This is a genomic window from Nitrospirota bacterium, from assembly GCA_016180645.1.
In the GTDB taxonomy this organism is placed as follows: Bacteria; JACPQY01; JACPQY01; order JACPQY01; family JACPQY01; genus JACPAV01.
In genome coordinates, this window is record JACPAV010000041.1 from 1 (window position 1) to 26111 (window position 26111).

At 62.6% G+C, this 26111-nt stretch carries 15 protein-coding genes; 4 read left to right on the plus strand and 11 right to left on the minus strand.

Annotated elements, in window-relative coordinates; all coding sequences use genetic code 11:
• Positions 1 to 207 precede the first annotated feature (207 nt).
• Together HYT87_18255 and HYT87_18260 are read left to right on the plus strand one after the other, a co-directional pair.
• Positions 208 to 702: a 6-carboxytetrahydropterin synthase gene (locus HYT87_18255; GenBank protein ID MBI2061687.1), complete on the plus strand. Its 495-nt coding sequence runs from the start codon at positions 208 to 210 to the stop codon at positions 700 to 702.
• Complete coding sequence (locus HYT87_18260) at positions 699 to 1592, plus strand: ParB N-terminal domain-containing protein (GenBank protein ID MBI2061688.1); 894 nt, start codon at positions 699 to 701, stop codon at positions 1590 to 1592. The genes HYT87_18255 and HYT87_18260 overlap by 4 nt, the downstream gene beginning before the upstream one ends.
• 173 nt (positions 1593 to 1765) lie before the next feature.
• Here the strand turns inward: HYT87_18260 and HYT87_18265 are convergent, their stop codons facing one another.
• Entirely contained in the window at positions 1766 to 2293 is a 528-nt protein-coding gene (locus HYT87_18265) for a hypothetical protein (GenBank protein MBI2061689.1), read from the minus strand.
• A gap of 501 nt (positions 2294 to 2794) precedes the next feature.
• Between HYT87_18265 and HYT87_18270 the strand changes: the two genes are divergently transcribed.
• Entirely contained in the window at positions 2795 to 3976 is a 1182-nt protein-coding gene (locus HYT87_18270) for a sigma 54-interacting transcriptional regulator (GenBank protein MBI2061690.1), read from the plus strand.
• 34 nt (positions 3977 to 4010) lie between these two features.
• On the opposite strand, the gene HYT87_18275 is transcribed toward HYT87_18270, so the two are convergent.
• The 10 genes from HYT87_18275 to HYT87_18320 all read right to left on the minus strand — a co-directional run bounded on the left by HYT87_18275 (position 4011) and on the right by HYT87_18320 (position 23893).
• Positions 4011 to 9113 carry a hypothetical protein gene (locus HYT87_18275; GenBank protein MBI2061691.1) on the minus strand — a complete coding sequence of 1701 codons (5103 nt, stop codon included), beginning with the start codon at positions 9111 to 9113 and terminating at the stop codon, positions 4011 to 4013.
• Positions 9114 to 9542: 429 nt separating this feature from the next.
• Entirely contained in the window at positions 9543 to 14696 is a 5154-nt protein-coding gene (locus HYT87_18280; GenBank protein ID MBI2061692.1) for a hypothetical protein, read from the minus strand.
• A gap of 4 nt (positions 14697 to 14700) precedes the next feature.
• On the minus strand, positions 14701 to 15777 hold the full coding sequence (locus HYT87_18285) for an HD domain-containing protein (GenBank protein ID MBI2061693.1): 1077 nt from the start codon (positions 15775 to 15777) through the stop codon (positions 14701 to 14703).
• A gap of 327 nt (positions 15778 to 16104) precedes the next feature.
• Positions 16105 to 16866 carry an NADH-quinone oxidoreductase subunit NuoB gene (gene nuoB, locus HYT87_18290; GenBank protein ID MBI2061694.1) on the minus strand — a complete coding sequence of 254 codons (762 nt, stop codon included), beginning with the start codon at positions 16864 to 16866 and terminating at the stop codon, positions 16105 to 16107.
• A 7-nt stretch (positions 16867 to 16873) separates the two neighbouring features.
• Entirely contained in the window at positions 16874 to 18397 is a 1524-nt protein-coding gene (locus HYT87_18295; GenBank protein MBI2061695.1) for an NADH-quinone oxidoreductase subunit C, read from the minus strand.
• Positions 18394 to 19971: a hypothetical protein gene (locus HYT87_18300; GenBank protein MBI2061696.1), complete on the minus strand. Its 1578-nt coding sequence runs from the start codon at positions 19969 to 19971 to the stop codon at positions 18394 to 18396. Before HYT87_18300 ends, HYT87_18295 begins: the two co-directional genes overlap by 4 nt.
• Position 19972: 1 nt before the next feature.
• Positions 19973 to 20608, minus strand: a complete 636-nt coding sequence (locus HYT87_18305; GenBank protein ID MBI2061697.1) for a hydrogenase — start codon at positions 20606 to 20608, stop codon at positions 19973 to 19975.
• A 3-nt stretch (positions 20609 to 20611) separates the two neighbouring features.
• Positions 20612 to 21508, minus strand: coding sequence for an NADH-quinone oxidoreductase subunit H (locus HYT87_18310; protein ID MBI2061698.1), 897 nt, complete (start codon positions 21506 to 21508; stop codon positions 20612 to 20614).
• 7 nt (positions 21509 to 21515) lie between these two features.
• On the minus strand, positions 21516 to 23510 hold the full coding sequence (locus tag HYT87_18315; protein ID MBI2061699.1) for a hydrogenase: 1995 nt from the start codon (positions 23508 to 23510) through the stop codon (positions 21516 to 21518).
• Between the two features lie 35 nt (positions 23511 to 23545).
• Positions 23546 to 23893, minus strand: coding sequence for a winged helix-turn-helix transcriptional regulator (locus HYT87_18320; GenBank protein ID MBI2061700.1), 348 nt, complete (start codon positions 23891 to 23893; stop codon positions 23546 to 23548).
• 680 nt (positions 23894 to 24573) lie between these two features.
• Between HYT87_18320 and HYT87_18325 the strand changes: the two genes are divergently transcribed.
• Entirely contained in the window at positions 24574 to 26028 is a 1455-nt protein-coding gene (locus tag HYT87_18325; GenBank protein ID MBI2061701.1) for a hypothetical protein, read from the plus strand.
• Positions 26029 to 26111: the final 83 nt, after the last annotated feature.

Here is a 26111-nt window from a genome sequence, read left to right on the forward strand (position 1 = left end):
GCCCATCCCCTCAGAATACGCACTAGCCCCTCGCCAAGCAAGGAATCCAGCTGTGATATACTCACCTTCACGCCGGATTCAGGTTAAGGCTCGGCTACACGTATGAAAATATACGTGATATGAATACGGCATTACATTTTCGACATAGTATACTAATTATTGGCTTGACGGGTTGTTGTTCATCCCCGAAACGTGGAGAATGGCAGCGTGGAGAATTTTCACGTCAGGATCGAACGTGGGCAGGCTCATTTCTGTTCGGGCCATTTTCTGATCTTTCCGAACGGTAGGTCCGAACCGATTCATGGCCACAACTACCGTGTTGAGGTGGAGGTGGCCGGCAAGCCCGGGCCCGGCGGATTGGTAGTCGATTTCCTCAAACTCATGCCGATCGTGCAGGCGGTTTGTCGAACTCTGGACAATCGGACGATTCTGCCCACCCGGAATCGACGTTTGAAGGTCCGGCGAGGCACCGGACGGATCGAGGCCACGATCGGACGCAAACGATACGAGTTGCCGGCATCGGATGTCGTTCTCTTGCCTCTGGAAAATTCCAGCTGCGAGCTCCTGGCCCAACACGTCGGTCGCGAGATCATCAAGCGCCTTCGGAGCGCCGTCGGCGTCCGGCGGCTGCACAGCCTCCGAGTATCGATCGAGGAGGCCCCCGGGGAGGTGGCCTCGTTCACCGGGAGATTTGCCGGATGACCGTGGAAACGGCCCCTGGCGTCGCGGCCTCCGTTGCGCGGCTGGAGGCGGACGGCGTCCGCGTCCTGTCGGCCTTCCAGGAGCCGTACAAGAACCGGATCCAATTTCTTGTGAGCCTGCCCATCGAGAAAGTCGTTCCCGCGCCGTTTCAGCGGGACATCTCGAAGCCGCACGTGGACAAGCTCAAGACAGTCATCAAGAAGGTGGGCCGATACCTTGACCCGATCCTGATCGTGCGCGCGGATGACGGCGGATATTGGACGCCCAACGGGGTGCACCGATGGGAGGCGATGAAATCGCTCGGAGCCCGGACGATCACCGGCATCCTGGTGGAAGGGGAGGAGATCTCCGAGTTCATTCTCGCCCTCAACACGGAGAAGACGCCGAACGTCCGCGACAAGGCGCTGGAGGTCATCCGGATGTACCGACGGATGTTGGAGAAGACTCCGCGCCGCAAAGAGAGCGAATTGGAGGACCGTTTCGAGGCGGCCTTTCTCATCACGTTGGGGCTGGTGTACGAACAAAAGCCCCGGTTCAGCGGATCCACCTATGCCCCCATTCTGAGAAAGGTGGACGCGTTTAGGGACAAGGGCTTGGAATCCGCCATGGGCGATCGAGAACAAATGCGGGACGAATTGGTGAGCGTGGATGCTCAGGTACAAGACATCGTCAAGAAGCTTCAATCTCGGGGATTCAAGTTTCCATACCTCAAAACGTTCGTTCTTTCGAAGTGCAATCCTTTCCACGGCAAGAGGAAACTGAAGGAGGAGTTCTTCCAGGTGATGGCCGCGCTCAGAAGGAACCTCGGTTCCTTTGACCCCGGATCGGTGCGTCGGGATCAGATTCTGGCGATGGCCGGAATCACCGCGGGAGCCGGGAGCACCGAATAAAAACCTATCTCCGTAGTCGTCGGAATCGCCCCTCCTCCCAGCCCTCTCCCGCTCGAGGGAGAGGGTGTCCGACGGAACGTCGCCTCGGATTGCTGGAAGCTCCTACACCCTCACTCGTCTCGTTATGCGGCCATCGTGGCCGCGACCAGTGGAAACGGGTACGGGTCTGATCCTCAGACCCGCCAACCCGGCTGGGCGGGGGCTTTGGAAGTTACATTGGACCGTAATTGCCTGAGCCAATCGTTGGATACCGGCTTGAACACCTGAAGAAAGAAGTCGAGCTTACTTGTGAGCTGCTTGGAGAATTTCTCGCAGTGGGCTTTCGCGATCCCCATGACTTTCTCCCATGAAGGGCCGAACAGGCCGATGACCTCCTTGTCGAAATAGGAGGCGGGAACGGGCTTGCCGCCGAAGACGAACATCCGGCCCTTGTCCGAGGCCTGGAAGGGGACCTTCTCGTCGGCGATACCCTCGGCGAGGAGTTTGGGGACATCCGGGGCGGGGATTTCGCCGGGCACGTCCGCTTCCAAATCCTTCCAAAGGGGCGCGTTCTTGATGATGGCCCCGTTCTTGAAGAGGGCAAAGTTCAAGGCGCGGTTGGCTGCCCAGCTCTTGGCGTCCGTGTCGGGCATGCCCAGCTTCAATGCCCGGGCGTACTGGAGCACGGCCATGATGTGAAAGGTACTCAGCTGCTCAGGCATGGGTTATCCGATTTCCAGCTGGCGAATACGCCATCCTGGCTTTCACTCTCCAGTACTGCACCGTCCTAGCGCGGTACTGGAGCACGGTCATGATGTGAAAGGTACTCAGCTGCTCAGGCACCTCGGTATACTAGTAGGCGGGATCGTGATGTCAAGCCATGAGAAAATGCCCCTAATCCGTAAACAAGCCTTCCTTCGGGCTGGGGATATTCCCCGTAGCGCCCGATTTTACATCGGGCGAAAAACGTCCGGCATGAAGCCGGACGCTACGAAGCCTTCCACCCGTTGCGTGCCCCCCCCCCGCGAGAGGGAAAGCGAGTTGTCTGCGGATTAAGGAAATGCCACCTGCCCGTTGCGAAGCCGCCGCAGGGGTGGGGTGTTTCCCCTGGGTATCTGGTGATTTCTGCTCATTTACTCAAGGAGTGACATCGGGTAATTAAGGGGCACAACAGGGGTTATTGTTGCAACGCGATGGCTCAAAGAGGGGTTCAATTGAGTGAAATGCCGGAGGTGAGGGATGAACTGCTGGAACGCGGTCCCTCCGCCGCCGGAACCGTCGCCCGCGCCAGGGAAACCGTCGAAATTTCCAAGTTTCTGGAAGCGTGTCTGCCGGGACGGGCGATGGGAAAGGTCCGCGACGCGTTGCAAGTGTTCTGTTCCAGTCCGCTCCTCACGAATCTGCTCGTGACGGGAAATCCAGGCACGGGCAAAAGTCACCTCGCGGGCATCGTGGCCGCCGCCTTGCGGTGGGAGACGTTGCCCCCGCCGGAGCGGGGCGCCATTTCGGGGCGGCCGATCAGCATCGAGGTCCTGAGCGAGAAGTCGGTCGGTCGCATCGAACTGCCGGGGATTCAGGACACCCTGATCGAGAGCGAGCTGTTCGGCTACCGGAGAGGTGCGTTCACGGGCGCGCACCAGGACAAGGTGGGGCTGCTGTCCACGAGCTACGAAGTGATTCTCCTGGATGAGATTGGCGACGCGAGCCCCTCCATGCAGGCCAAGCTGCTTCGCCTCGCCCAGGATCACCGCTTCCGACCGATCGGCGCCTCTATGGACACGGAGTTTACGTATGAGGGCAAGCTCGTTTTTGCCACGAACAAAGATCTGAATCGGTTGGTTCGCGAAGGACGGTTCCGGGAAGATCTGCTGCACCGGCTGAGCCTGATCCACGTGCAACTGCCGGATCTTCGAGAAGACCCGGACTATCTCCGGTTTTCCATTGAGGTCATGCTGATGAAAATTGGCCGGGAGGCCTGCAACGGGAATGGCAACGGAAACGGCCGGGCGAACGGCAATGGGAAGAACCATGGGAACGGCGGCAACGGTGCGGAGATCGTTCTTTCACCGGAGGATGAAGCCTGGGCGATGAAGTATTCCTGGCCGGGCAATTTCAGGGAGTTGGAGGGCGCGTTCCGGAGATGGATCGCGTTGGGACATGCGCCGGGCGGACTGCGGAAATCTGCGGAGGCATCCATGTTAACGCTCCCCGGGCCGATCGCGGAGGGCGCGTCCTTCGGGGATTTCCGCAAGGCGCTCTTCGGCCGGGTGGATGAGTTCCTGTACGACGAGATTCGCAGGATCGACGAGCAGACGTTCCACCGAATCTTTCCAGAATCGAGTCGACCCTCGGCTCTGCGTGTCGTCCGAAGGGGCCTTTCACGAAGCCGCGCGGAAGAAGAGTAAATTCGTCAAGCGCCGGTCCAGTCCGGCGGATGCCTCACGGGGCATCCAGATTTTGGACCTGCACGGGCGTGGCGGCGTCGAATTCCGATCCGTCCCCAAGCTGACCGAACCGATTCGATCCCCAGCAGTAGATCTTCCCGTCGGCCATCATGGCGCAACTGTGATCGGACCCGGTCGTAACCGCCACGACGCCGGAGAGCGATGCGACGGGGACCGGTTCGAAGCGGCTCTCACTCGTCCCATCGCCCAGTTGCCCGCTCAGGTTCAGGCCGAAACAGCGGATGGTGCCGTCCGCGATCAGGACGCAAGTGTGATGGTCGCCCGTGGTGACCGCCACCCCTCCGGAGAGGGACGAGGCGGCGATGGGGATGCCGGGACTGGCGGACTCCCCGAAGCCGAGCTGGCCGTCCGCGCCGCGACCCCAGCATTTCACCGTACCGTCCGAGATCAGCGCGCAGGTGTGATACAGGCCGGCGGAAATGGAGACGGCGTTCGACAGGGATGTGACGTCGCTGGGCGAGCCCCGGTTCACCGTGGTCCCATCGCCGAGTTGGAAATTGTCGTTGAACCCCCAGCATTGCGCGCGGCCGTCCGAGAGCAAAGCGCAGGTGTGCCCGCTGCCCCCGGTGAGACCGGTGGCCCCGGTCAATCCCGATACCGTGACCGGCGTGGCGGCGTCCATCGTGGTGCCGTCGCCCAATTCCCCGGTGTAGTTTCGTCCCCAGCATTTGGCCGTGCCGTCCGCCAGGACCGCGCAGCTATGGTTCAGACCTCCGGCCACGGATACGGCGTTCGTGAGGGTGGAGACGGCAACGGGCGTCAATCGATTGAAGCCGGTTCCGTCGCCCACCTGGCCGCTGTAGTTCGCCCCCCAGCACTTCACCGTGCCGTCGGCCATCGCCGCACAGGTGTGATAGATCCCTCCGGTCAGGCCCACGGCGTCCGACAGAAACGCCACGGACTCCGCAGTGGGTTTGCCGGACATCGAACCGTTCCCCAATTGTCCAAACTGATTTCGCCCCCAGCACTTGGCGGACCGGTCGGAGAGGAGGACGCAGGAGTGATACATCAGATGGCCGGCCAGGGACTCGCGGAGAGGACGCGGTTGGAGAGCGCCGGAGGAGGGGGTGGAGTCTTGCACGCGGCGGGCGAGAATTCCGATGGGACCGACCAGGTTCTCCACGGAGACAGGTCCGAGGCGGGTGAGCCGCGTCCCGTCTCCCACCTGGCCGAACGAGGAATCTCCCCAACATTTCGTGACGCCGCCCGATACCAACGCGCAGGTATGCAATGAGCCGGCGGCAATCATGATCACGCGATCCAGGCCGGAGATGACTTCGGGCGAGGAGGCATGGGCCCCGGTGCCGTTTGCGAGCTGACCCTCCGCGCCGCGCCCCCAACAGGCCACGGTGCCGTTCGCGAGGAGGGCGCATGTATGATGCGTTCCTCCGGTGACAGACAGTGTGTTTGAGAGGAGGGAGACGGCCGCCGGGGCGAGCCGATTGACGGTGGTCCCATCCCCGAGCTGACGGTTGATGTTGAGTCCCCAGCATTTCGTGGATCCGTCGGCCAGGATGGTGCACGTGTGGGCGGCGCCGGCGGCGGCGGCCACGACGCCCACGAGGGAGGAAACGGCAACGGGCACAGGGCGGCTCACGGTGGTCCCGTCGCCGAGTTGCCCAAAGAGATTGGCGCCCCAGCACCGCATGATGCCGTCCGACAACACAGCGCAGGAGTGATCGCTCCCTGTGGCTACCGATACGGCGTTGGAGAGCGACGTGACGGCCACGGGAGTCAGGCTGCTCACCGTGGTGCCGTCACCGAGCTGGCCGTAAGTGTTGGCGCCCCAGCAGTGAACCGAACCTCCGGCGATGAGCGCGCAGGAATGGGCGGTGCCTCCGGAGACCCCCACGGCGTTGGAAAGACCGGTCACTCTCTTTGGCGTCGGGCTGTCGGCGGTCGATCCATCTCCGAGTTGGCCGAAGAAGTTTGATCCCCAGCATCGGACCGACCCATCGGGCATGAGGGCGCAGGTATGGAGGAGCCCTTGCGAGAGAGAGACGATTCCGGAGAGCGAAGTGACCAGGACGGGCATGGGTTGGCTCGTGGCGGCTTCCGCGCCGATCTGGCCACGGTCGTTTCTTCCCCAGCATTTGACGCGGCCGCCGGGAATAAGAGCGCAGGCATGGTCACCGGCGTGGGTGAAAACGGCCTCCGCGTGGGTTCCCCAGGTGCTGGCTGTTCTCCGAACGTCATTGAGATCGAAATTTCCGGCCTCGTCCATGGCCCGCACGATGTAGGAATAGCGGGCGCCGATGACGAGGGACTGGCCGCCGCAGTTGCCGCCCTGATCGCTGAAGGCCGTGGCTCCCGGGTCCGTCAAACAGGTGGGCGCGAACACGGAACAGCCGTCGGCCGTGGTGGACCGGCAGATGGCGTAGCGGAGGTCACCTTGAGCCGTGAGGTTGTCTGTGGCGGGGCTCCAGGAGAGATCAATCTGGGTGGTGGATTCGGGCGCGATCGTGGATAGGCCCGCGAAGGCCGGAGGTGTGGGATCGGGGATGAGGCCGTCCGATACGGTGATCGGGCTCGTGTTTCCGGCTTTGTCCCGCGCGCGGACGTGGACGAAATAGCGGGATCCCTCCGTCAGGAAGAGCGCCGTGCGGGTCAACGACGTAACGTTTCCGAGGCGCTGAAAGGTGAAGTCGATGCCCACACAGACCCCCGGGGAGCTCGAATTCGAAACGCAGGCCTCATAGGTGTCCAACCCGGATCCCGCATCGATGGAAGCGGGCCAATTGGCCTCGAGCGCGAACGAGGAGGACTGGATGTCAATGTCGGGGCCCGTGCCGTCGTTGACCACGGGAAGCGTGGAGGGGGCTTGCGTGTCGGTCCTGGCGGTGGAGGCTGAGGCATACAGGGAGTGTTGACCGGCGCCGTCGTACACGATGAGTTGGTACTGGAGACAGGTGGAGGTGGCGGCGGAGCTGTCGACGTACGGGGACGTTCGTGGGTTCATGGCGAGTGTGACGTAGGGTCCATAGGCCGAGCAGATATTGTCCTTCAGGGCCGACGTGCGTCGCTGGAGTACGGTTTGGATGATGCCGGTCCCGATGTCCGTGCCTGTGGAAAACGTGATGGGGATGCTGAGCACTTTGTAGTATCCGTCCGTGAAACTGATCGAGCCGGCGGATGGAGGCGAAATGTCATTGGAGACCTGAGTGGCGGCGGATTGATTTCCAGCCGCATCGGTGGCCGTGAGGTAGAGGGTGCCGAACTCGTTGTCGCCGATGGGGAACTCGCTGAATGAGCCGTCGGCGGAGGCCGTGCGGGTGCGGATGAGGGTGGTGAGAAGGCCGTCGGCCCAGGCCTTCAGAATGGAGTTTCCTTCGACGGCCCCGTCCTCCCCTTGGAGCGTGTCGGTGGTTCCCGGTGCATTCCGGCCGACCAGTATTCGCTGGCGGTCCGGCGGCGCGGGGGCGAGACTGTCCACCGTCCACGAATGCGAGATGGGATCCTCCACGCGGCCGCTAGGGCCGATCGCGCGAACCTGGAGGAGGTGAGGGCCGGAGGCCAAATCTTTGACGACATAGGGCGACGTACAGGGCACGTACGGTCCGCCGTCGAGCGAACATTCGTAGCGGAGGTTCACGGTGGACGATCCGAAGGTGAACGTGACCCTGTTCGCCTGCGTGAGGGGCGGCGGTCCGATGTCGATCTTCGTGTCGAACGGCCGGTCGGAGCCCGTGGGAATGTCGGGTGTGGGTTCGCCGGTCGTCGACCACGAATACACGATGGGGAGTGAAGATGTTCCGTTGACGTCCATCGCGCGGACGGAGAAGGCGTGGTCCCCCGGCGGAAGGTCGGAGAGCGTGTAGGGGGAAGAACAGGCGCGGAAGGGGAGCCCGTCCCACGAGCAACTCCAGAGGCAGACGGAATCGCAGGCGAAACTGAAGGTGGCCGTGGCGCCGGTTCCCGACGGGGGGGTCTGCGTGTACTGGGCAATCGGCTCGACGGTGGAAAAGATGGGGGTTGCTGTGGATGCGTGTCCAACCATGAAAAACAGCAGGGCGCCGGCGGGCCCCTCCTCACCGCGGGAATCCTTGGCGCGCACCCGGAATTCGTGGAGGCCGGGCGATAGGTCGTTCCATGCGTAGGGCGCGTCGCAGGGGGCGAACGCCTCTCCGTCTTTTGAGCATTCGAAGAGGCAGGACTGGATGCGGTCGCAGCCAAAATTCAGGAAGATGCGAGTGGAGGAGAGAGTCCTGCCGGTTGCGCAGGACTCGTCCGTCGGTGATTCACAGAGGAACGGGGTGACGAAGGGCACGGTCAACGCGTCAGGATCGACCGTCAATGGGACGGATGCGCCGGTGTTGGATTGCAGTTGCTGGGAGAGCGATTGAGCGGCTGTCTGAAGGTGAGGGCTAAGCATTGAGGCGATGTTTGAGATGCGCTCGTCCGATCCGGGTCCGGCCGGCTTCACGGGATCGAGGCCAAGCTCGGGAGTCCTCTCCCGGGCAAAGGCCTGAACGAGGTTCGGGACTCCCGAGCTGTTGTTGGATGGAAGGTTGACATTCGCCAAGACCATGGAGGCCGCGGCCAGGGGATCGGTCGAATGCATGGGAACGGCGGCGCTTGCCTCCACGAGCGGAAGGGCGGCATCGTCGGGATGCGTCAGGACGGATGAGAAGATGTGGGAGCCATCCGGCAGCGGAATGGGCAGGGGGACCCGAATCCGGAATTCGAGACTTGGGTCGGATGCCGGCACATCGGGGGAAGGAGGTTCGATTCGCAGCGGATCGAGGAACCGGCGGTGCATCGGTGCGCCAAGGATGGGTTCCGGCGCGATCATCGCACGCGCGGGTGCTCGCAGCCGGGGCACGATCTCGCCCGGCACTTGGCGGACGAGGGTCTCGCCGTCGACGCCGAGGTCCGCCGAAGAGACACGCAGACCGAATGCCATGGCGGCCTGTTCAGGGGTGAGAGGAACAGCCAGCTCGATATTCTGTTGGGTCCACGGAAATTGATTTTCGCAGGTACAGGAACGTTGCGCGCACGCGGGGAGAATCAGCGAGAGGGCGAAGAGACGGACGCGTTTTCCGATCTGCCCTGCATGGAATCGACGGGGCGAATTCATGGCACTCCTCCTTCGTTTCATGGCTTCCTGTTGGGAATAAGAGCAACGGATGTGCCATCACCACGGCGCCATGCGTGAAGTAATAATCGAGTGCTAATAGTAGGTTTGCGAAGATCATTTTTGATGAAAAATATTTCAGTTGGCGCATGGTTCTGTTTGTCTTTTTCAGCGACAGATCTGTTCGCTCCCGAGCTATCGTAGATAGTGGGTTCTATTGGATAACGCGTTAGACCGGTAGGCGCAGGCTTCAGCCTGCGTCCAAAGACGCACCCATAAAGGGTGCGCCTACCAAGAAATCCCCCTCGCGGGTAACGATGGGGGGGGTCGAACCGAGCCCCGAAGGGAGGAAGGGATCGTGTCGGACTGGGATCAATGCCGTTGAGGCCGAGCTTCGATAGCGGCAATCGAGGGCTCTTACAGGCCGGTGGGTCAGGGAAGGCTCTGAACGGCTACGGGTGTGAGTCGATCGATGGTGGTGGAGTCGCCGAGCCCGCCGTAGACGTTGCGGCCCCAACACCTGACCGTGCCATCCGAGAGGATCGCGCAGGTGTGGTCGGCTCCGGCCGTCGCGGCCACGGCGCTGCTGAGACTGGAAACCGAGATGGGTGTGGATTTGTCCGCGGTCGTCCCATCGCCAAGCTGGCCGAAAGTGTTGTCGCCCCAGCATGTGATCGAGCCGCCGGAAAGGACGGCGCACGAATGGCTCCCGCCTGCGGTGGCGGCCACGGCGCCCGTCAGCGTCGAAACGGCGACCGGGGTGGGCCGATTGGTCGAGCCTCCATCCCCGATGCGTCCGTCGGCGCCGCGTCCCCAGCACCGCACCGTTCCGTCGGCGATCAGCGCACATGAATGATAGAGGCCGGCGGCCAAGGCCACGGCATCGGTGAGGGTGGACACGACCACCGGTGTGGACTTGTTATTTGTGCTGCCATCGCCCAGTTGGCCGTTGTCGTTGAGCCCCCAGCACGAAACGGTGCCATTGGCGGTCAGCGCGCAGGCGTGGCTGCCGCCACCGAGAACGGCAACGGCGCTCGTCAGTGTAGAGACGGTCGTCGGCGTGCTGCGGTCCGTGGTCGATCCGTCGCCGAGCTGGCCGGAGCTGTTTCGGCCCCAGCACCGGACCGTGCCATCGGAGACGGCCGCGCAGGTGTGAAAATTGCCCCCCGAGAGCGCGGTCGCGCCGGTCAGCGAGGAGACGGTTATCGGCGTTGTTTTTCCCGCTGCCGAGCCGTCCCCCAACTGACCGTTGTTATTTAGTCCCCAGCACCTGGCGGTTCCATCGGAGACCAGCGCGCAGGTGTGGTAATTTCCTTCGGTGATGGAGAGCGCGCCGGTGAGGCTGGAAACGGAGACCGGGACGAGCTTGTCCGCCGTGGATCCATCGCCGAGTTGTCCGTAGAGATTGTATCCCCAGCATTTGACGCGCCCGTCCGACACGAGCGCGCAGGTGTGATACGTCAAGTGCGCGGAGAGTCCCTCCCGGTTGGGGCGTTGGTGCGCGCCGATCCAGGCCGGAGTAGCGTCGTGCGGACTCCGCGCGAGCACGCTCATGGGTCCGCCGAGACCGGACACGGCGACAGGGGTGCTGCGGTCGACGCTGGTCCCATCTCCCAACTGACCTGCGGGGTTGTACCCCCAACATCGGGTCGCGCCGTCCGCAAGAAGAGCGCAATTGTGGAACGTGCCGGTGGTGATCCGAACCGCGCTGGTGATGGAAGAGACGGTGACGGGGGTGGCCGATGCCCCCGTAGCACCATTCCCCAACTGGCCCTCGCCCCCGCGGCCCCAGCACCTGATGGTGCCGTCCGAGACCAGGGCGCATGAATGAGAGTTGCCTCCCGTGACCGAGACAGCGCCGGACAGGGTGGAAACGGCGACAGGAGTCGACTTGTCCACCGTCGTCCCATCCCCGAGTTGGCGGTTGTTGTTCAATCCCCAACACAGGGCGGATCCGTCCGACACCGTGGCGCAGGTGTGAGTGCCGCCCGCCGCGACGGTGAGTACGCCGGAGAGTGTCGAAACCGCCGTGGGTACGTTCTTGTCCGTGGTCGAGCCGTCGCCGAGTTGTCCCTTGGTGTTCACCCCCCAGCAGTGCGCGGCGCCGTCCGACAAGAGGGCACACGTATGATCGCTGCCGCCCGTGAGGGCAACCGCTTGCGTGAGGGTGGAAACGGCGATGGGGGTCAACTTGTTGATGGAAGTTCCGTCGCCGAGGTCGCCGAAGAAATTGGCTCCCCAGCATCGGGCGGTTCCATCGGAGACCAGCGCGCACACATGGTAGCCCCCGCCCGCGAGAGCGACGGCCCCGGTAAGTGTCGAGACGGCGACCGGCGTGGACTTGCTCACCGAGGTGCCATCGCCGAGCTGCCCGTACTGGTTCCGTCCCCAGCATCGGGCCGTGCCGTCCAGCATCAATGCGCAGGTGTGCATGTACCCGCCGGTCAAGGACACCGCGTTGGAGAGGGAACTGACCATGACCGGCGCAAAACTGTTGAGCGTTGTCCCGTCGCCGAGTTGCCCGTTGGACCCGGTTCCCCAGCACCGGACGGAACCGTCGCCGGCCAGGGCGCAGGAATGTTCCCCGAGGTGGGCCGAGACCGCGTTCATGACGGGTCCCCAGGTGATGGCGGACATTTCCGTGGCGTTCGAGTCCGAATTTCCGGCCTCATCCTTGGCGCGGACGACGAAGTAGTATCGAGTGGCCTGCGTCAGCCCGGTCATGGACATCGAGATTGTACCGGCTGTCGTTGTGGCGGTGGCCGTGAAACCCGCGGCGCAGGAGCCGGATGCGGTGGATTGGCAGATGTCATAGACGATGGCGCCACCGCTACTCACGTTGTCCGTGGCTGCGGTCCACGCAAGATCGATCCGGTTGGTGGAGATGGGTACGGCTGTGGCAGCCCCGGCGAAGCTGGGAGGGGTGGCATCGGCTTTCACGCCGTCCGAGACGGTGGTGGCCGTGTAGTGTCCCGCGTTGTCCTTCACTCGGACGTGCACGTAGTAAACCGTTCCCTCGGCAAGGGCCAAAGGAGTGCGGGTGAAGGAGGTGACGTTTCCGAGCTGTTGGTATGCGGAATCGATTCCGGCGCACACCCCGGGCGTTGTGGACGTGGATAGACAATATTCGTAGCGCTCTACGCCGGAGGCGGGATCGGTGGAAGCGGCCCAGTTGGCGCTCAGAGAAATGGTCGTGGCCTGAATATCGATATCCCCTCCGGTCCCATCGTTCACGGCGGCGAGGGTGGACGGGGCCTCCGAATCGACCCTGGCCGTGGCGGAGGAGGTGTATTCGGCGGTCTGGCCGGCGGCATCGGAAACCACGAGTCGATACTGATAGCAGGATCCCGAGGCGACCGACGTATCCGTGTAGGGCGAAGGGGGCGGGTTTGTGGAGATCGTGGCGTAGGCGCCGTACGAGGAGCACGTCCCCGCGGCGAGCGATGCCGTCCGACGCTCGATGAGTGATTGGAGGATGCCGGTTCCAGAATCCGTCCCGAGATTGAACGTGACCGGGATTGAGAGTGTCTTGTAGTAGCCATCGGTATGGCTGATCGAGCCGTTCGTCGGTGGCGCGGTGTCGTTCGTCACCGTGCTGGCCTTGGATTGGTTTCCGGCGGCATCCGTGGCCGTGAGGTACACTGTGGAAAGCGCATTGTCTCCAAGGGAGATGGCCGCAAAACTTCCGTCACCCTCCGCGCTCCGCGATTGAATCAGCATGGTGAGGAGGCCGTCGGCCCAGGCCTTCACGATGGCGTTAGCTTCGACCGCGCCCCCTGCTCCGTTGACGGTATCGCTTGTACCGGGGGCATTCTGAGCAACCGTCAGCTTCGCAGGGTCCGGCGCGGCGGGAGCGAGGTTGTCGACTGTCCACGCATGGGAGACCGGCGTCGGGCTGACCTCTCCGTTCGAAGCGATGGAGCGGACCTGGAGCACGTGCAGGCCCGGCGACAAGCCGGTGACCACGTACGGCGAGGCGCACGGGAGGTAGGGTCCCCCGTCAAGGGAGCATTCAAGATCGAGGTCAGTGGAGACCTCGAAAGAAAATGTGGCGCTGGTGAGCGGCGTGAGAGCCGGAGGAGCCTGGTTGATTTGGGGGGGGTCGGCCGATGGAGCCGGGGATGATGAATTCGAGGGGACGTTCGAACCCGCGACGCTCCAGGCGTGAGTGATCGCCGATGCGCTTGTGCCGTTCGTGTCCGTCGCGCGAACGGAAAAGGCGTGGCCTCCGGAAGCAAGGTTGCTCAGCACGTAAGGGGGCGAACACGCTCTGAACGGGAGCCCGTCCCACGAGCAGCTCCAGAGGCAAACGGTATCGCAGGTGAATCGGAACGTGACCGTCGCCTCACTTTCTGAGGATGGAGTCTGTGTGAATTGGGGCAGGGGGCCGGCGTCCGCCGAGATGGACCGCCGGGTGTCCGGCGCATTTTGCGTGAAGAAGGTGAGAGTGCTGGCGGGGCCCTCCCTTCCCTTTGTGTCCCGAGCGTGGACGGAGAATTGGTGGACACCGGGGGTCAATTCGGCCCAAAGGAGAGGAGCATCGCAGGAAGCGAAGGCCCCATCGTCTTTCGCGCATTCGAAAGAGCAGGCCTCGACTCGATCGCATCCGAAGTTGAAGAGAACGGTGGTTGCCGAGAGTGTCTTTCCAGAGCCGCACGGCTCGTTGGCCGGCACTTCGCACAGCAGCGAGGTGACCGACGGTGCGGCCAGCGCAGTGGGGTCGACCACGAGAACCACCGGCGCCTCCTGGGCGTCGAGGAGGATCTGCGCGACGGCGGTGGCGGAGGCTTCCAGGTGAGGAGACAGCGTGGCGACGATATTCGTGATGTGTTCGTCGGAGAGAGGGGCGGCCGGCCGGGACGGGTCAAGGCCGAGTTCCGGCGCCTTGGCCTGCGCAAAGGCTTGGACGAGGTTGGGTAGCCCCGCCGTGTTGCCGGAAGGGAGAGAGACGTGCTCAAGGAACAGTGAGGACTCCTCCGGTTGTCCGTCCGAGGGAATGGAAAACGTGGCGCTGGCCTCCACGAGAGCAATCGAGGGATCGGAGGGAAGGAGGAGAATGGCGAAAAACAAATGCCGGCCTTCCGTGAGTCGGTCAGGGAGGTTCAGACGAGTGCGGAACGCGGGATTCCCGGTCGGCGGGGACTCCTGGGGCGCCTCGGTTTGGCGTCGCGGCGCCAGGAAGGCAAAGCCGCCCCGCGATTGGCCGGATGCCAGCCATGGAAGGTGCGGTACCCCGACCTCCGGGCCGGCCACGATGGGAGGCCACGGAAGGCGGGGTGCCACCAAGCGGGGCGGCGCGCCGGGCACCGGATCGGGGGCGCCGATCGCGCGGACGCGTCCATGAAGCGTCGAGGTAATTTGTCCCGGCACGGAGCGGCCGACGATGCGATTGTCCACGCCCACGTGCGCTTGGACCACCTGGATGCCGCCGACCATGGCCGCCTGCTCCGCGGTGAGAGGGATGACGAGGTCCACCTCGCCCTCGGCCGATTCACGCGGTGGTGAACCGCCGTTCTCACAGGAACAGGACCGACCGGCGCACGCCGGTAGAATCAGGCACAGGGCGAACAGCAGGACTTTTTGCATGGCGCTACTTCCGCACGGCGGGAGCCGCCCCGAGGGCCGCCCGGAATTCTTCAACGAGACGGCCGTCGAGCCAACCGATGCTTGCCTCCAGATCGAGCTCCTCCAGTGCCTCGTCATGGCTGAGGGCACGGCGGTACGGTCGATCGCTGGTCAGGGCATCATAAATATCGGCGATGGTGGTGACCCGCGCCACAAGGGGAATGGCCTCTCCGGAGATGCCTGCGGGATACCCGGAACCGTCGTAGCGTTCGTGATGGTGGTAGACGACGTCGAGCGTGAAAGCGAGAGACTTGAGATGCCGGATGAGATCTCGCCCGACCCGGGGATGGGTCTTGATCGTGTCGAACTCCTCAGGGGTCAGGCGATCGGTTTTCAGGAGCACGCGGTCCGGAACGGCGATCTTGCCGAGGTCGTGGAAGAAACCGCCGCGACGGACGGCAATGAGATCCGTTTCATCCATCCCGATGGCCTCTGCCAGGAGCCCGGCGTAGTAGGATACGCGGAAGCTGTGACCGGCAGTGTACGGGTCGCGGGCGTCTACCGTTCGGGCGAGAGTCACGACCAGGCTTTCCGATTCCGGAGACTCGGCGGTGATGCTCTTGAGATGAACGAGGGCCTGAACACGGTTCAGGAGTTTCTCCGGATCCATCACGGTGGACATGAGGTGGGTCATGCCATCGTCCAAGTCCTTGAGGCGTGCGGGAGCCAGGGCGTCATCCGTGAGCAACAACACGGGGAGCAGCCGGGTAAGCGCCTCGGCCCTCAAATGTTCAAGGAACCCTGTGCCGCCCGATCCGGGCAGGTGGGCGCCGAGGATCACCAGATCGGTGGGATGACTCCAGAGACGATCCACGGCTTGCTCTACTGAACGGGCCGACCGAACGACATAGCCGGCTTCCGCGAGCAGATAGACCAACCTTTCGCTGGACGATCCGTTTCCGGGATCCACGATCAGGACATGGCCTCCGGAATCGGCGCCAGGACGGCTGGCCATGCCCTGAGGGCCATGGATGGCCACGGTGGGTGCACCGAAGGCCGGGAAGGGGGTGCGCGGGTGAATGGAAGCTGTGGCGCCGTTCATGGGCTTACCGACGGCTCCACGATCTACATATCATGTAATCCGAGTATATCGTGCTATTCATGTTAGACGTGGATAAGCAAGATGCAGGCCATCGGAGCCATCTGGTGTGCGTTGATTAATTAAATGTAATTGCAACATGTTGGCTTGGACAGCCCATGTGGAAGAGTTTCCGGTCGGGATCAGCGGACCGAAGAGTCCGCTAGGTGGACGATGTCGCGGGATTCTTGGCTGGAGTCGGATGGAACTGTTCGTCGATGGGGTGGGGCCTGGCGGGAGGGCGGCAACATCTCTCCGGGCGCGGATGCGGGTGGTTATTCCATCAATCCTTCAACGCAGTGCCAGGAGGCGGAGGAGGCCGTCGAGGATGGTGTAGGGGTGGGGCGGGCAGCCGGGGATGTAGAGATCGACGGGGACGGTGGAATCGGCTCCATTCCGGGCTTCCGGATGGCTGACGTAGGGTCCGCCGGAAATGGCACACGCGCCGACGGCGATGACGATGCGTGGCTCGGGCACGGCGTCGAAGGTTTTCTTCAGGGCCCGTTCCATATTCTTCGTCACGGGACCGGTGATGAGGAGTCCGTCGGCGTGACGAGGCGAGGCGACGAACTGGATTCCGAATCGCCCCAGATCGAAGACGACCGTATTCAAAACGTTTACATCCGCCTCGCAGGCGTTGCACCCGCCGGCGCTCACTTGCCGAAGTTTGAGGGACCGGCCAAGCAGTTTCTTCAGCCGTGCATCCAGCGCCTCGGCCAATCGAAGTGTCTTGCCGTCGGAGAGTAGGTCTTCCCTCCGGCGCACGGCCATGCGGTAGTCGCGGGTGGCGGTGACCGCTCCCTCGGGGCAGGCGCGGACGCATTCGGAGCAAAACAGACAGCGGCCGAAATCGATCTTGGTTTTGGCTTCTCCGACTTTGGGCGAAATCGCGTCTGTCGGACAGGCCGCGGCACAGTCCATGCAATCGGATCGACACCGGTCTGAGTCCACGGTGAGACGGCCGACGAACCGGTCCGGCATTTCAGGCTCCGACTTCGGGAAGTCCACGGTGCGGAACCCCTGTTGAATTCTGGCACGGAGAACTCGAATCACGTCAGCCTCACAAATCGTGTCCGCAATAGGAAAGATTGAAACTCTTGTTGCAGAGTGGGAAGTCGGAGATCTGCATTCCGCGCAGCGCCATCGCGAGGCCGGTCCAGTTGTGAAAGGACGGATCGACCATCTTGTACCGGCTGAAACGACCCCGTTCATCGGTCGAAGCCACGTGGCAGATTTCACCCCGCCACCCTTCGACCAGAGACACGGCGACGGCATTCGGCTTCAGCGGGCCGACGGTGGACTCAAGCGATCCCTCGGGTAGACGGTTCAACTGTGTCCGGACGAATTCAGCCGACTCGAGGATCTCCAGCCATCGGACGTGGGCGCGGGCGAAGATGTCGCCGGTCGGCCACGTGGAAGCGGTGGTTTCCTTCCAGGCCGACGGATCGATTGGGAACTCCCTTCTCACATCCCGTTCGATTCCACATGCGCGGGCGGCGACTCCGACCAGGCCCAGATCCAAGGCCGTCTCACGGGAAATGACACCGGTCCCATTGAAGCGATCGGTGACGAGATGGGATTTCCACATCGGTTGTCCCGCGCTCTGAACATCCTTCATCGCGTCGTCCAATCGATTCAGAATCGAGCGGACTCGTTCTGGCTCAACCTCGTGCCGGACTCCGCCGGGGCGGACGAGTCCGCGGCCAAACCGATTTCCGCAGAGCGAGGCGGTGAGGTTCAGAAAATCTCCACGGAGCCGCCCGAAGTAGGATGCCGGTGGAAGGTAACCGATGTCGTTGGCCAATGCGCCAAGGTCGCCCACGTGATTGGCGAGCCTTTCAAGCTCGATCGCGATGGCGCGGATCGCGAGCGCACGTGGAGAGGGGGCGCTTCCGGAGAGTGTTTCGACGATCTGAGCGTAGGCGGTCGCGTGCCCGATGGTCGTATCGCCCGCGGCCGTTTCCATGAGGTGGATCGTTCGCTTGTTCGGCCCTCCGATGAGGGCTCGCTCCACGCCACGGTGCTGGAAGCCGAGGGCGATCTCGAGGTGGAAGACTTTTTCGCCGTGGCACTGGAACCGAAAATGCCCCGGTTCGATGATCCCGGCGTGGACCGGTCCAACGGCGACCTCGTGGACTTCTTCGCCCTCCACTCGGAAGAAAGACGTAACCGCCGGGATCAGTTCGCTTCCGGAACCGCGGCTCAACACATCTTCACGTTCGTCGAACGGGTGATGGAAACGAACGGGCTTCAGCCACGGATGCCCCACGGGCCGAATCCCGAACTGCTCCGCAATCTCCCGTTCGAACAGTTGGACTTGAGGACAGTCCGGCGTGATGGAATCGACCTCGGCTCTTACGTCAGTCACGGCCAGATCGAGTCGCTGCGATTTCGGGCGGGCCAGAAGAACGGTGAGGAGAATTCCGTCTCCTGGGCCGGGGGTGCCGAAGAACGCCACGACCCTCGACCCGGATTTGACGCTATCGATCACCGTCGATCGAAAAACCTCCGGGACGAGCCGGGGGATTTCCTTCGTGGCGATCCTACCGCCGTTGGAATCGCCTGCGAGCGACGGCTCACTCATGGTTGGCCGCTCACACCTTCAAGGGCTTCCGGGTGTTCTGCGGGGGGAATTTCCGAAACTACCTGCGGGATCACGGCACCGGATGCCTCGTTCAAGTCTCCCACGGGGCTTACGATGGCGGCGGCTTGTTCCAGCATCGAGCGAGCGCCCGCGGGCATCCATATTCCCAGGATGAGGAGAAAACCGAGGGGCGCCCAGATGAGGAATCTCGCCGTCCCGCCTGATGTGTCAGGATGCGCTCTGTCTCGTTTCCCGGCCCACACCACCGGAAGGACCAATCGCAACGCCCCGGTTAGGACGATGAACAGACCGACGAGGAGCGCCGCAAGTGGGGCCCATGCACGTTGATCGACGGCGGCGCGCGCGACCTGAAATTCGCTCATGAACGTGGCGAACGGCGCGAGGCCGACGAGTGCGAGCAGCGCGGCGTAGAGGCCCGTTCCCCACGCCGGCACATCGCGCGAGGCCCCGGCCAGGCGGTCCAAATCGTACGATCCGTGTTCCTGCCCGAGACGGCCGGCCGAGAAGAACGCGACGCACTTGCCCAAGGAGTGATTGAGAGTGTGGAACATCGCCGCAAACGCGCCGGCAGGTCCCAGCCCGAGCCCCAACGCGATGATTCCAATGTGCTCCACGCTGCTGTAGGCGAGGAGGCGTTTCACGTCCTGTTGGGTGACGATGAACACCGCCGCGACGGCGATGGAGAAGCTGCCGAAGAAGATGAGAACCTGGTGGGACCAGCCCGCGTGTCCCGTCGCCCCTTCCACAATGGGGAGATATCTTGCAATGCAATAAAGTGCGGTGCTGAGGAGAAAGCCCGAGAACATGGCGGAAACCGGGGCCGGGGCCTGGCTGTGTGCATCGGGGAGCCAGCCGTGGAGGGGTGCGATCCCGGCTTTCGTTCCGTAGCCAACCAGCAGGAATAGGAAGGCGACTTTGATCGGGGTTGGGCTGAGGGCGGCCGAGTGCGCCACGAGATCGGTCCACAGGAGGCTCTGGGACGCTCCCATGTCCACCCCCCGGGCCGAAGTGCCGACCAACAGAGTGCCCATGAAGGCGAAGGCGACGCCGACCGAACACATGACGAGGTACTTCCACATGGCTTCGAGCGAAGCGGAGGTTCGGTTTAGGCTGATCAGAAAGGCCGTCATGAGCGTGGTCGCCTCCAAGCCCACCCACATCAGGCCGAGGTTGTTGGAGGTCAGAACCAGCGTAATGGCCGTGAGGGCGCCGAGCCACAGCGCTCCGAACTGGCGGGCGCGACGAAGGGGAAATTCATTCCTCCCGATGGCCGCGTGGAAGTAGAGGCGGGCGTAGACCGAGCTGAGGAGGAACACCGCCGACAGAATCATGTGGTGAAACGCGGAAAGGGCGTCAATCCGCAACCAACCGCCGGGCGTTGCGAGTGGTCCCCCTGAAAATACGGTGCAGGCCACGCCGCAAGCCGCCGCGGCAAACACGGCCACGACGCCGGCCACCCACCCGAGCACACCGGAAGGCGAGCGGGCGACAAGGATCCCTGCCGCGCCGAGGGGCGGGATGAGCAATGGAAGGATGATCCAGATCGGCTGCATCTTATCCTTTCAACGAATCCATCTGGTCGGCATCGATGTGATCGAAAGCCCGATTGATCTGCTGGAGCGCTATACCCATGACGAACACGGCGACGAAGACGTCCATCAAAACCCCGAGCTCGACCAGGAACGGAATCTCACCCACTACCGCGACGCCGAACGCATAGATTCCGTTTTCCATCACCAGGAAACCAAGGACCTGCGTCAGCGCCTTTCGCCTCGCCACAATGAGGAAGAGTCCCGTGAGAATGCTGAACAGGGCCGCGGGGAAGACGAGATCCGAGACCGGCCGGCCGGGGAACGGGAAACGCGTGCCCATCCAGAATGAGGCGGCGAGGACCGTGATGCCGATGACCATCGAGCTGGAATATCCGATGTACGGCTGCCTCTCGCGCCGGACGTTTGCCTGTTTCACCGCGCGAAAAAGGAGTCGCGGGAAAACGATTCCTTTGAGGGCCATCGTTCCCAGCGAGAGGACCACGGCGCGAATCGTGATCCCGTCCGAGCGGATCAGAAGGGGGAGGATGGAAATAATGGCGCCTTGAAGCGCGACGAGACGGATCAACCGGCTTGCACCCAGGAGGAGGAGATTCAGGAGAATCGAGGAGACCAGAACCGAATTGACCCAGACGAGCATGGCTCAGGCCACCGCCAGCACGAGGGCAAGGGCGGACATCACGGCTGCGCCGACCAGAAGTTTGGGCACGGCGAGAAGTCTAAGGCGTGGAAGTATCGATTCCACCACGCCGGTGACCACGGCGAGCCCGAGGAGCGCCACAGGGAAAACGAGGGGACCCCATGCCGATCCGCCCAGGGGAAGCAGGACACCCGCGACGAGAGATGCCAGAATCCAAAGCTTGAGGGCGGAGGTGTATTGGATGAAGCCAAGATCCGGTCCGCCATGATCGAGGACCATCACCTCGTGGATCATCGTCAGTTCCAGATGGGTGTTGGGATCGTCCACGGGAATCCGCGCATTCTCCGACAGAAGAACGATCCCGAAGGCCGTGGACGTGAGAAGCAGGGCGGGGAGGTGGGCGCGCCACAGTTCGGGAGTGAGAGCGGAAAACATCTCTGTGATGGAAAGGGTGCCGGTGATTCGCGCGAGTACCCCGAGGCCAAGGAGAAGGGCCGGTTCGGCGAGTGCGGAGAACTGAACCTCGCGGCTCGCTCCCATCCCTTCGAAGCTGGAGCCGGTGTCGAGAGCGGCGATGACGGTGAAGAAACGCGAAATGCCCATAAGATACGCCAGGAGGATGAGATCCCCCTCGAACGCGACCGGTCCGGTGGCGCCGCCGAGGGGCAGGATGAGGCATGCAGCCGCGGTTGCGCCGAGACCCACGACCGGTCCAGCCCTGAAGATCCACGTGGTGGTTCCGCTGTAGACGGCGCCTTTCCGCAGAAGTTTCCAGACATCGAAGTAAGGTTGGAGGAACGGCGCGCCGCGCCGTCCAGCGAATACGGCCTTGGTCCGGTTGATGACTCCGAAAAGGAGAGGCGCGAGCAGGAAGGGGATCAGGGCGTGGACGAGAATCATTTCGGATTCACCCCAGCTTGAGAATGAGGAGGACGAAAAGCGTGGCAGCGAGATAGAGCACATAGAGCTGAAGTCGTCCATGCTGGAAACTCTTGAACCGTGCGAACAGCAGCTCGGCGGCGCGGAAAGCCGGCGCGAAAAACTCTTCGGAGGCGGCATCAGGGGTTTCCGTGGCGTAGCGGGCCGAGCGCGGGAAATATCCGTCGACGTTGATCGCATGTTTTCTTGTCCGCAGGACTCTTCCGAACAGGTCCGTGAGAGGTTGAGCAAACGAGGAAGCGGTGTATTGCATCCGAGCGGCCGGTCTTGCGTACCCGCAGTCCCACGTGACCGTTTGTTTCACGGATCGTCCTCTCAAAAGCCGATTCCTGACCACGGCCACCACGCCCGCCATGCCGACGAGGACGGCCACTCCGATGGAGAGAGACCGGGCGATGGTGGAAAGTTCTTCAAGGCCCGGGAGGCCGCCATCCATCGCGGGGATAAACTGTCCCACAACGGGGACGACCCATTGAAGCGCGTAGGGCGCGGCCAGTCCGATGGCCACGCAGAGGCCCGCGAGAATGAACATCGGGACTCGCATCCATGGGCCGACTTCATGGGCCCTCTCGGCGTGAGTGGATCGCGGCGAACCCAGGAACACGATCCCGAAGGCTTTGGTGAAGCAGGCACAGGCCAGACCGCCGATGAGCGCGAGGCTGACGATGACCGCGGCGGAGGCCGCGGGCCAGGGCATCGAATCCAATGCGCCCCGGAACGCGCCGACGTAGATGAACAACTCGCTCACGAAACCGTTCAGGGGAGGAAGCCCGGAGATGGCGATGCTTCCCACGAGGAACGTGAGAGCGGTCCAGGGCATGGTCTTGGCGAGTCCGCCGAGATGGTCGATGTCGCGGGTTCCCGTGGCTTTCGCCACCGCACCAGCGCCAAGGAACAGTAGACCCTTGAAGACGGCATGGTTGAGAACGTGGAGAATGCCTCCGGCGAATCCGGCCACGGCCAGGGTGGGGCGACCGGTGGCCAATCCGAGGACGCCCAGACCGATGCCGAGTGTGATGATGCCGATGTTTTCGATGCTGTGGTAAGCGAGGAGCCGTTTGAGATCGTGTTGGGCCAATGCGAAGAGGACACCCAGCACGCCCGATGTTGCGCCGATGGCGATGAGCGCCCAGCCCCAGGTCGGCGATGGCGTTCCCATCAGGAGCAACATGCGCAGTAGCCCGTAGATTCCCGTTTTGATCATCACGCCGGACATCAGGGCGGAGACGTGACTTGGTGCCGCGGGATGGGCCTCGGGCAGCCAGACGTGGAGCGGCACGAATCCGGCCTTGGTGCCGAAGCCGACGAGAGCCATGACGAAGATCGCGGTGGGGTGGGCCCACCGGCCGCCGACATCGCTCCACCGGTCGAAGTCGTAGGAGCCGGCCTGCTGTCCCATCAGGAGGAACAGGACCAGCACGAACGCGGCCCCGGCCTGGCTGGCCACCAGATAGATCCATCCGGCCTTCCGCACCGAATCCTCTTGATGCTCGGAGGTGACGAGGAAAAACGAGGTTAGGGCCATGGCCTCCCATGCGATGAGAAAAAAGAGTGCGTTCCGGGCCAGAACCACCACGGCCATGCTGAGCACGAGACCGGCGAAGAAGAATTCCCGGGCGCCGGTCTTGCCGTGAGGGGCCTCGCCCCGGGTGTACTCCACGCCGTAAATGGCAGAGAGGGCGCTGAGGCCCAGAATGGCGAGCAGGAAAAATGCGGAGAGAGGGTCGAGCTCGATGGACAGCCGGCCGAAGGGCATGGCCCATTCGATTGCGGCCGAGACGGGATGTGCGCCGGCAAGCACGGCGATCGCGGGGACCATCCCGAGAATCGAGCCGGTGGCGACCACGCCCGCTCCAAGCCGACGCGCCGTGTCGGAGCCTCGCACGAGGAGGCAGGCCACGCCGCCGGCGGCGATAATGAAAAGGCCGGACAGGAGCGTGACCAGCAGGAGCGTCTCGGCCATGGGGTTCTGGATCTTCCCTGAAAAACGAGCAGGTCCTAAACTCGCGCGAGGTTCTTCAGAAGAGTTTCGCTCTCGCGCAGCTTCTTCCGGAGAATTTCGGCGATCGGGCGGAGGACGCGGAAGATGTCCCGGTCCTTGATGGCATAGAAGACGTTCGACTTGGCCTGTCGCGAAGTGAGAATGCCGGCCTGCCGGAGAATGGCGAGGTGCTTGGACAGGCTGGATTGCTCCACGCCGAGGTCCTGCACCATGCGGCCCACGGTCGCTTCGCTCTTTTTCAGGTATTCGATGACGGCGAGGCGGACCGGGTGGGCCAGCGCCCCTAGAAAATCGGCTTTGATCTTGAACACGAGATCCGACCCGCGATTACCAGAGATGGCCATATGCGAATGCTATCATATGTTCACGCCGCCATTCCCTACACCCGCGGGGCGGCGCGTGTCAAGCGGAGTGTGGTGCTCGGCGGTAAGGGTCCTGGCCCCGCTCATGGTTCGATTCGCTGCGGCGGACTTACCGCGATGAAAGGACTTCATTGAATCCTCTGAACCGCCCCGTCCGCCTTACGCAATATGCAAGATTGACCCGCAGCCCCGAGGTCCACCCGGCACTGGGGGTTGATGAAATTCGGCTCCAGGGAGACAATGCTCGGGTGGGAGTTGTATTGGGTGCGAGCCGGTCTCGGATCTGGAAAGGGATGATGTTGGGCCTCTTCGGGCTAGGTTGTGCGAAAGAGACCCCCCTCGTGGAAATCTCGGTCGTAAACGTCTCGACTCGGTCGAAATCGTATGCGGGAGATCCCGCCAACTGGATTCCAAAGAGCGGCTTCGCCGTTCCACGGGCGGTTTGTCCTGGAGAGACTGAGAGAAGTGCAACCTGGCTCACGGCACTCGATGAGTCCTGCCGAACTCAGGTTGGAAAGTGGGTGAATGATCATTTCCTTCGCTACGGGGACGTGAGAGGTGCGGGCGGGGGCGGGTGGAATGGTCAGGTTGCCTTCCTTCCTCTGCCCATATTTGACCAAGTTGCCTTGAACTTTGATGTGAAGGTACGACGTCACGAGCTTGTGACCCTGTCACTAGCATTGGACGGTCGAGAGATCCCGATTTCGTTCGATCGGCGGATGGCGACGGACAACGACTTTGGGCCGGGAGTCCTTGTGCGAACGGAGCCGACGTTCCCCGCGCAGTGGTCCATAGTCGTGCGCATCCAGGTGGATCTTGATACGGGGAAGTTCTCGCAGGACCCCCACACCCTCGATGTCCGCTGGGAGCAAACCGATGGCCCCGGGGGGCGGAAACGCCTCTATTTCGCACCGGTCCTTGATGCGAGTGCCGTTGCTTGGGAATCGGAGAGCATCCTTTGGGTGGGCACGCTGAGCCAGGGGGTGATGAAACTCGATCTTGGAAAAGATCTCGAATCGCCGGCGGACGACAGCGTCGAGCGGTATTTTCCCGATCTCCCACCTGGGGGGACCGTCATGGCACTCCACAAGTCGAGTTCGGGGGACCTCTGGATTGGATATGGATTGTCCTGGGGTGGCATTGCTGTCATCGGCAAAGGGAAAATGAGGAGCGACACCGGTCCTTGGCTCGTGCTCGATTTTGCAGACATTTCGCCCGAACTTGTGGGTTTCGTCGGTTTGAACCAGGGCATCGTGGCCAAAGACTCGAATCTGAATACACGTTGGAAATTTTACAAGCGCGCGGATCCTCTCCCCGACAATGATACTTCAGGGTTGGACGTTGACCCAAAGGGGCATATCTGGGCCACGACTTTCGATCTGTCCAGTCCGGTCCTGTTCTCGTCGGCGGACCCAGACGTGGACGGCGTGGCGGTTTTAAAACTCAATGAATCTCGCGACGCCGCGAAGTGGGTAACCAATTTCGGCGTGCAGGACGGGCTCCGATCGGACTATCTTCTTGGAGTTTCACATGATCAAGCCGGGCGCATCTGGTTCCAGACACGCGCCGGGATTGAGGTGTTGGACTATGGGAGCGATCCCGAGGACAAGTCGGATGACCGTTGGGAGAGGATAGGACCCGGCATGGCACAGGCGGTAGTCCACCTGCCACGGGGACGAGCCATGGTCTCCACTGCCGCGGTATACGTTGAGGACGTTGATGGGAATCCGAGGCTGTCCCAGGAGAATGCGCTTTGGCTGCTCCAGTACACGGACCTCTTGTCCAAAGATGCAAGCACTCGTATCACGCCGATCAAGGAGTTGATCGGGAGGAGTGGCGATGCGGCCATGAGCGAGGCCGGGGTTGCTGCGATTGCCCCCTGTTCGGGGAAGAACACCGAGTGCTACTTTGGTAATGATGAGGGTAAAGCCTTGGATGGTGTGGTTCGTTTCTCAGAGAACAGCGATTCGGGTGTCCTCTTTCAAATCTTTCCTTGTCAGGGAATTTCGTTCGTTCGGATTGAGTCGGGCGACGCCGGCGGAGATTCAGCACAGGTCTGGCATCTTCTTCGCAGCTCAAGTCTCGATTGCGGCCAAGTGTTCCTCCCTGCCCCCTAGCCGCTGGGGTCAATGCTGAATGTTGAATGTCAACATTCAGCATTGATTCCATGAAAGAGGCGACCTCCTGCTCCATAATGGAG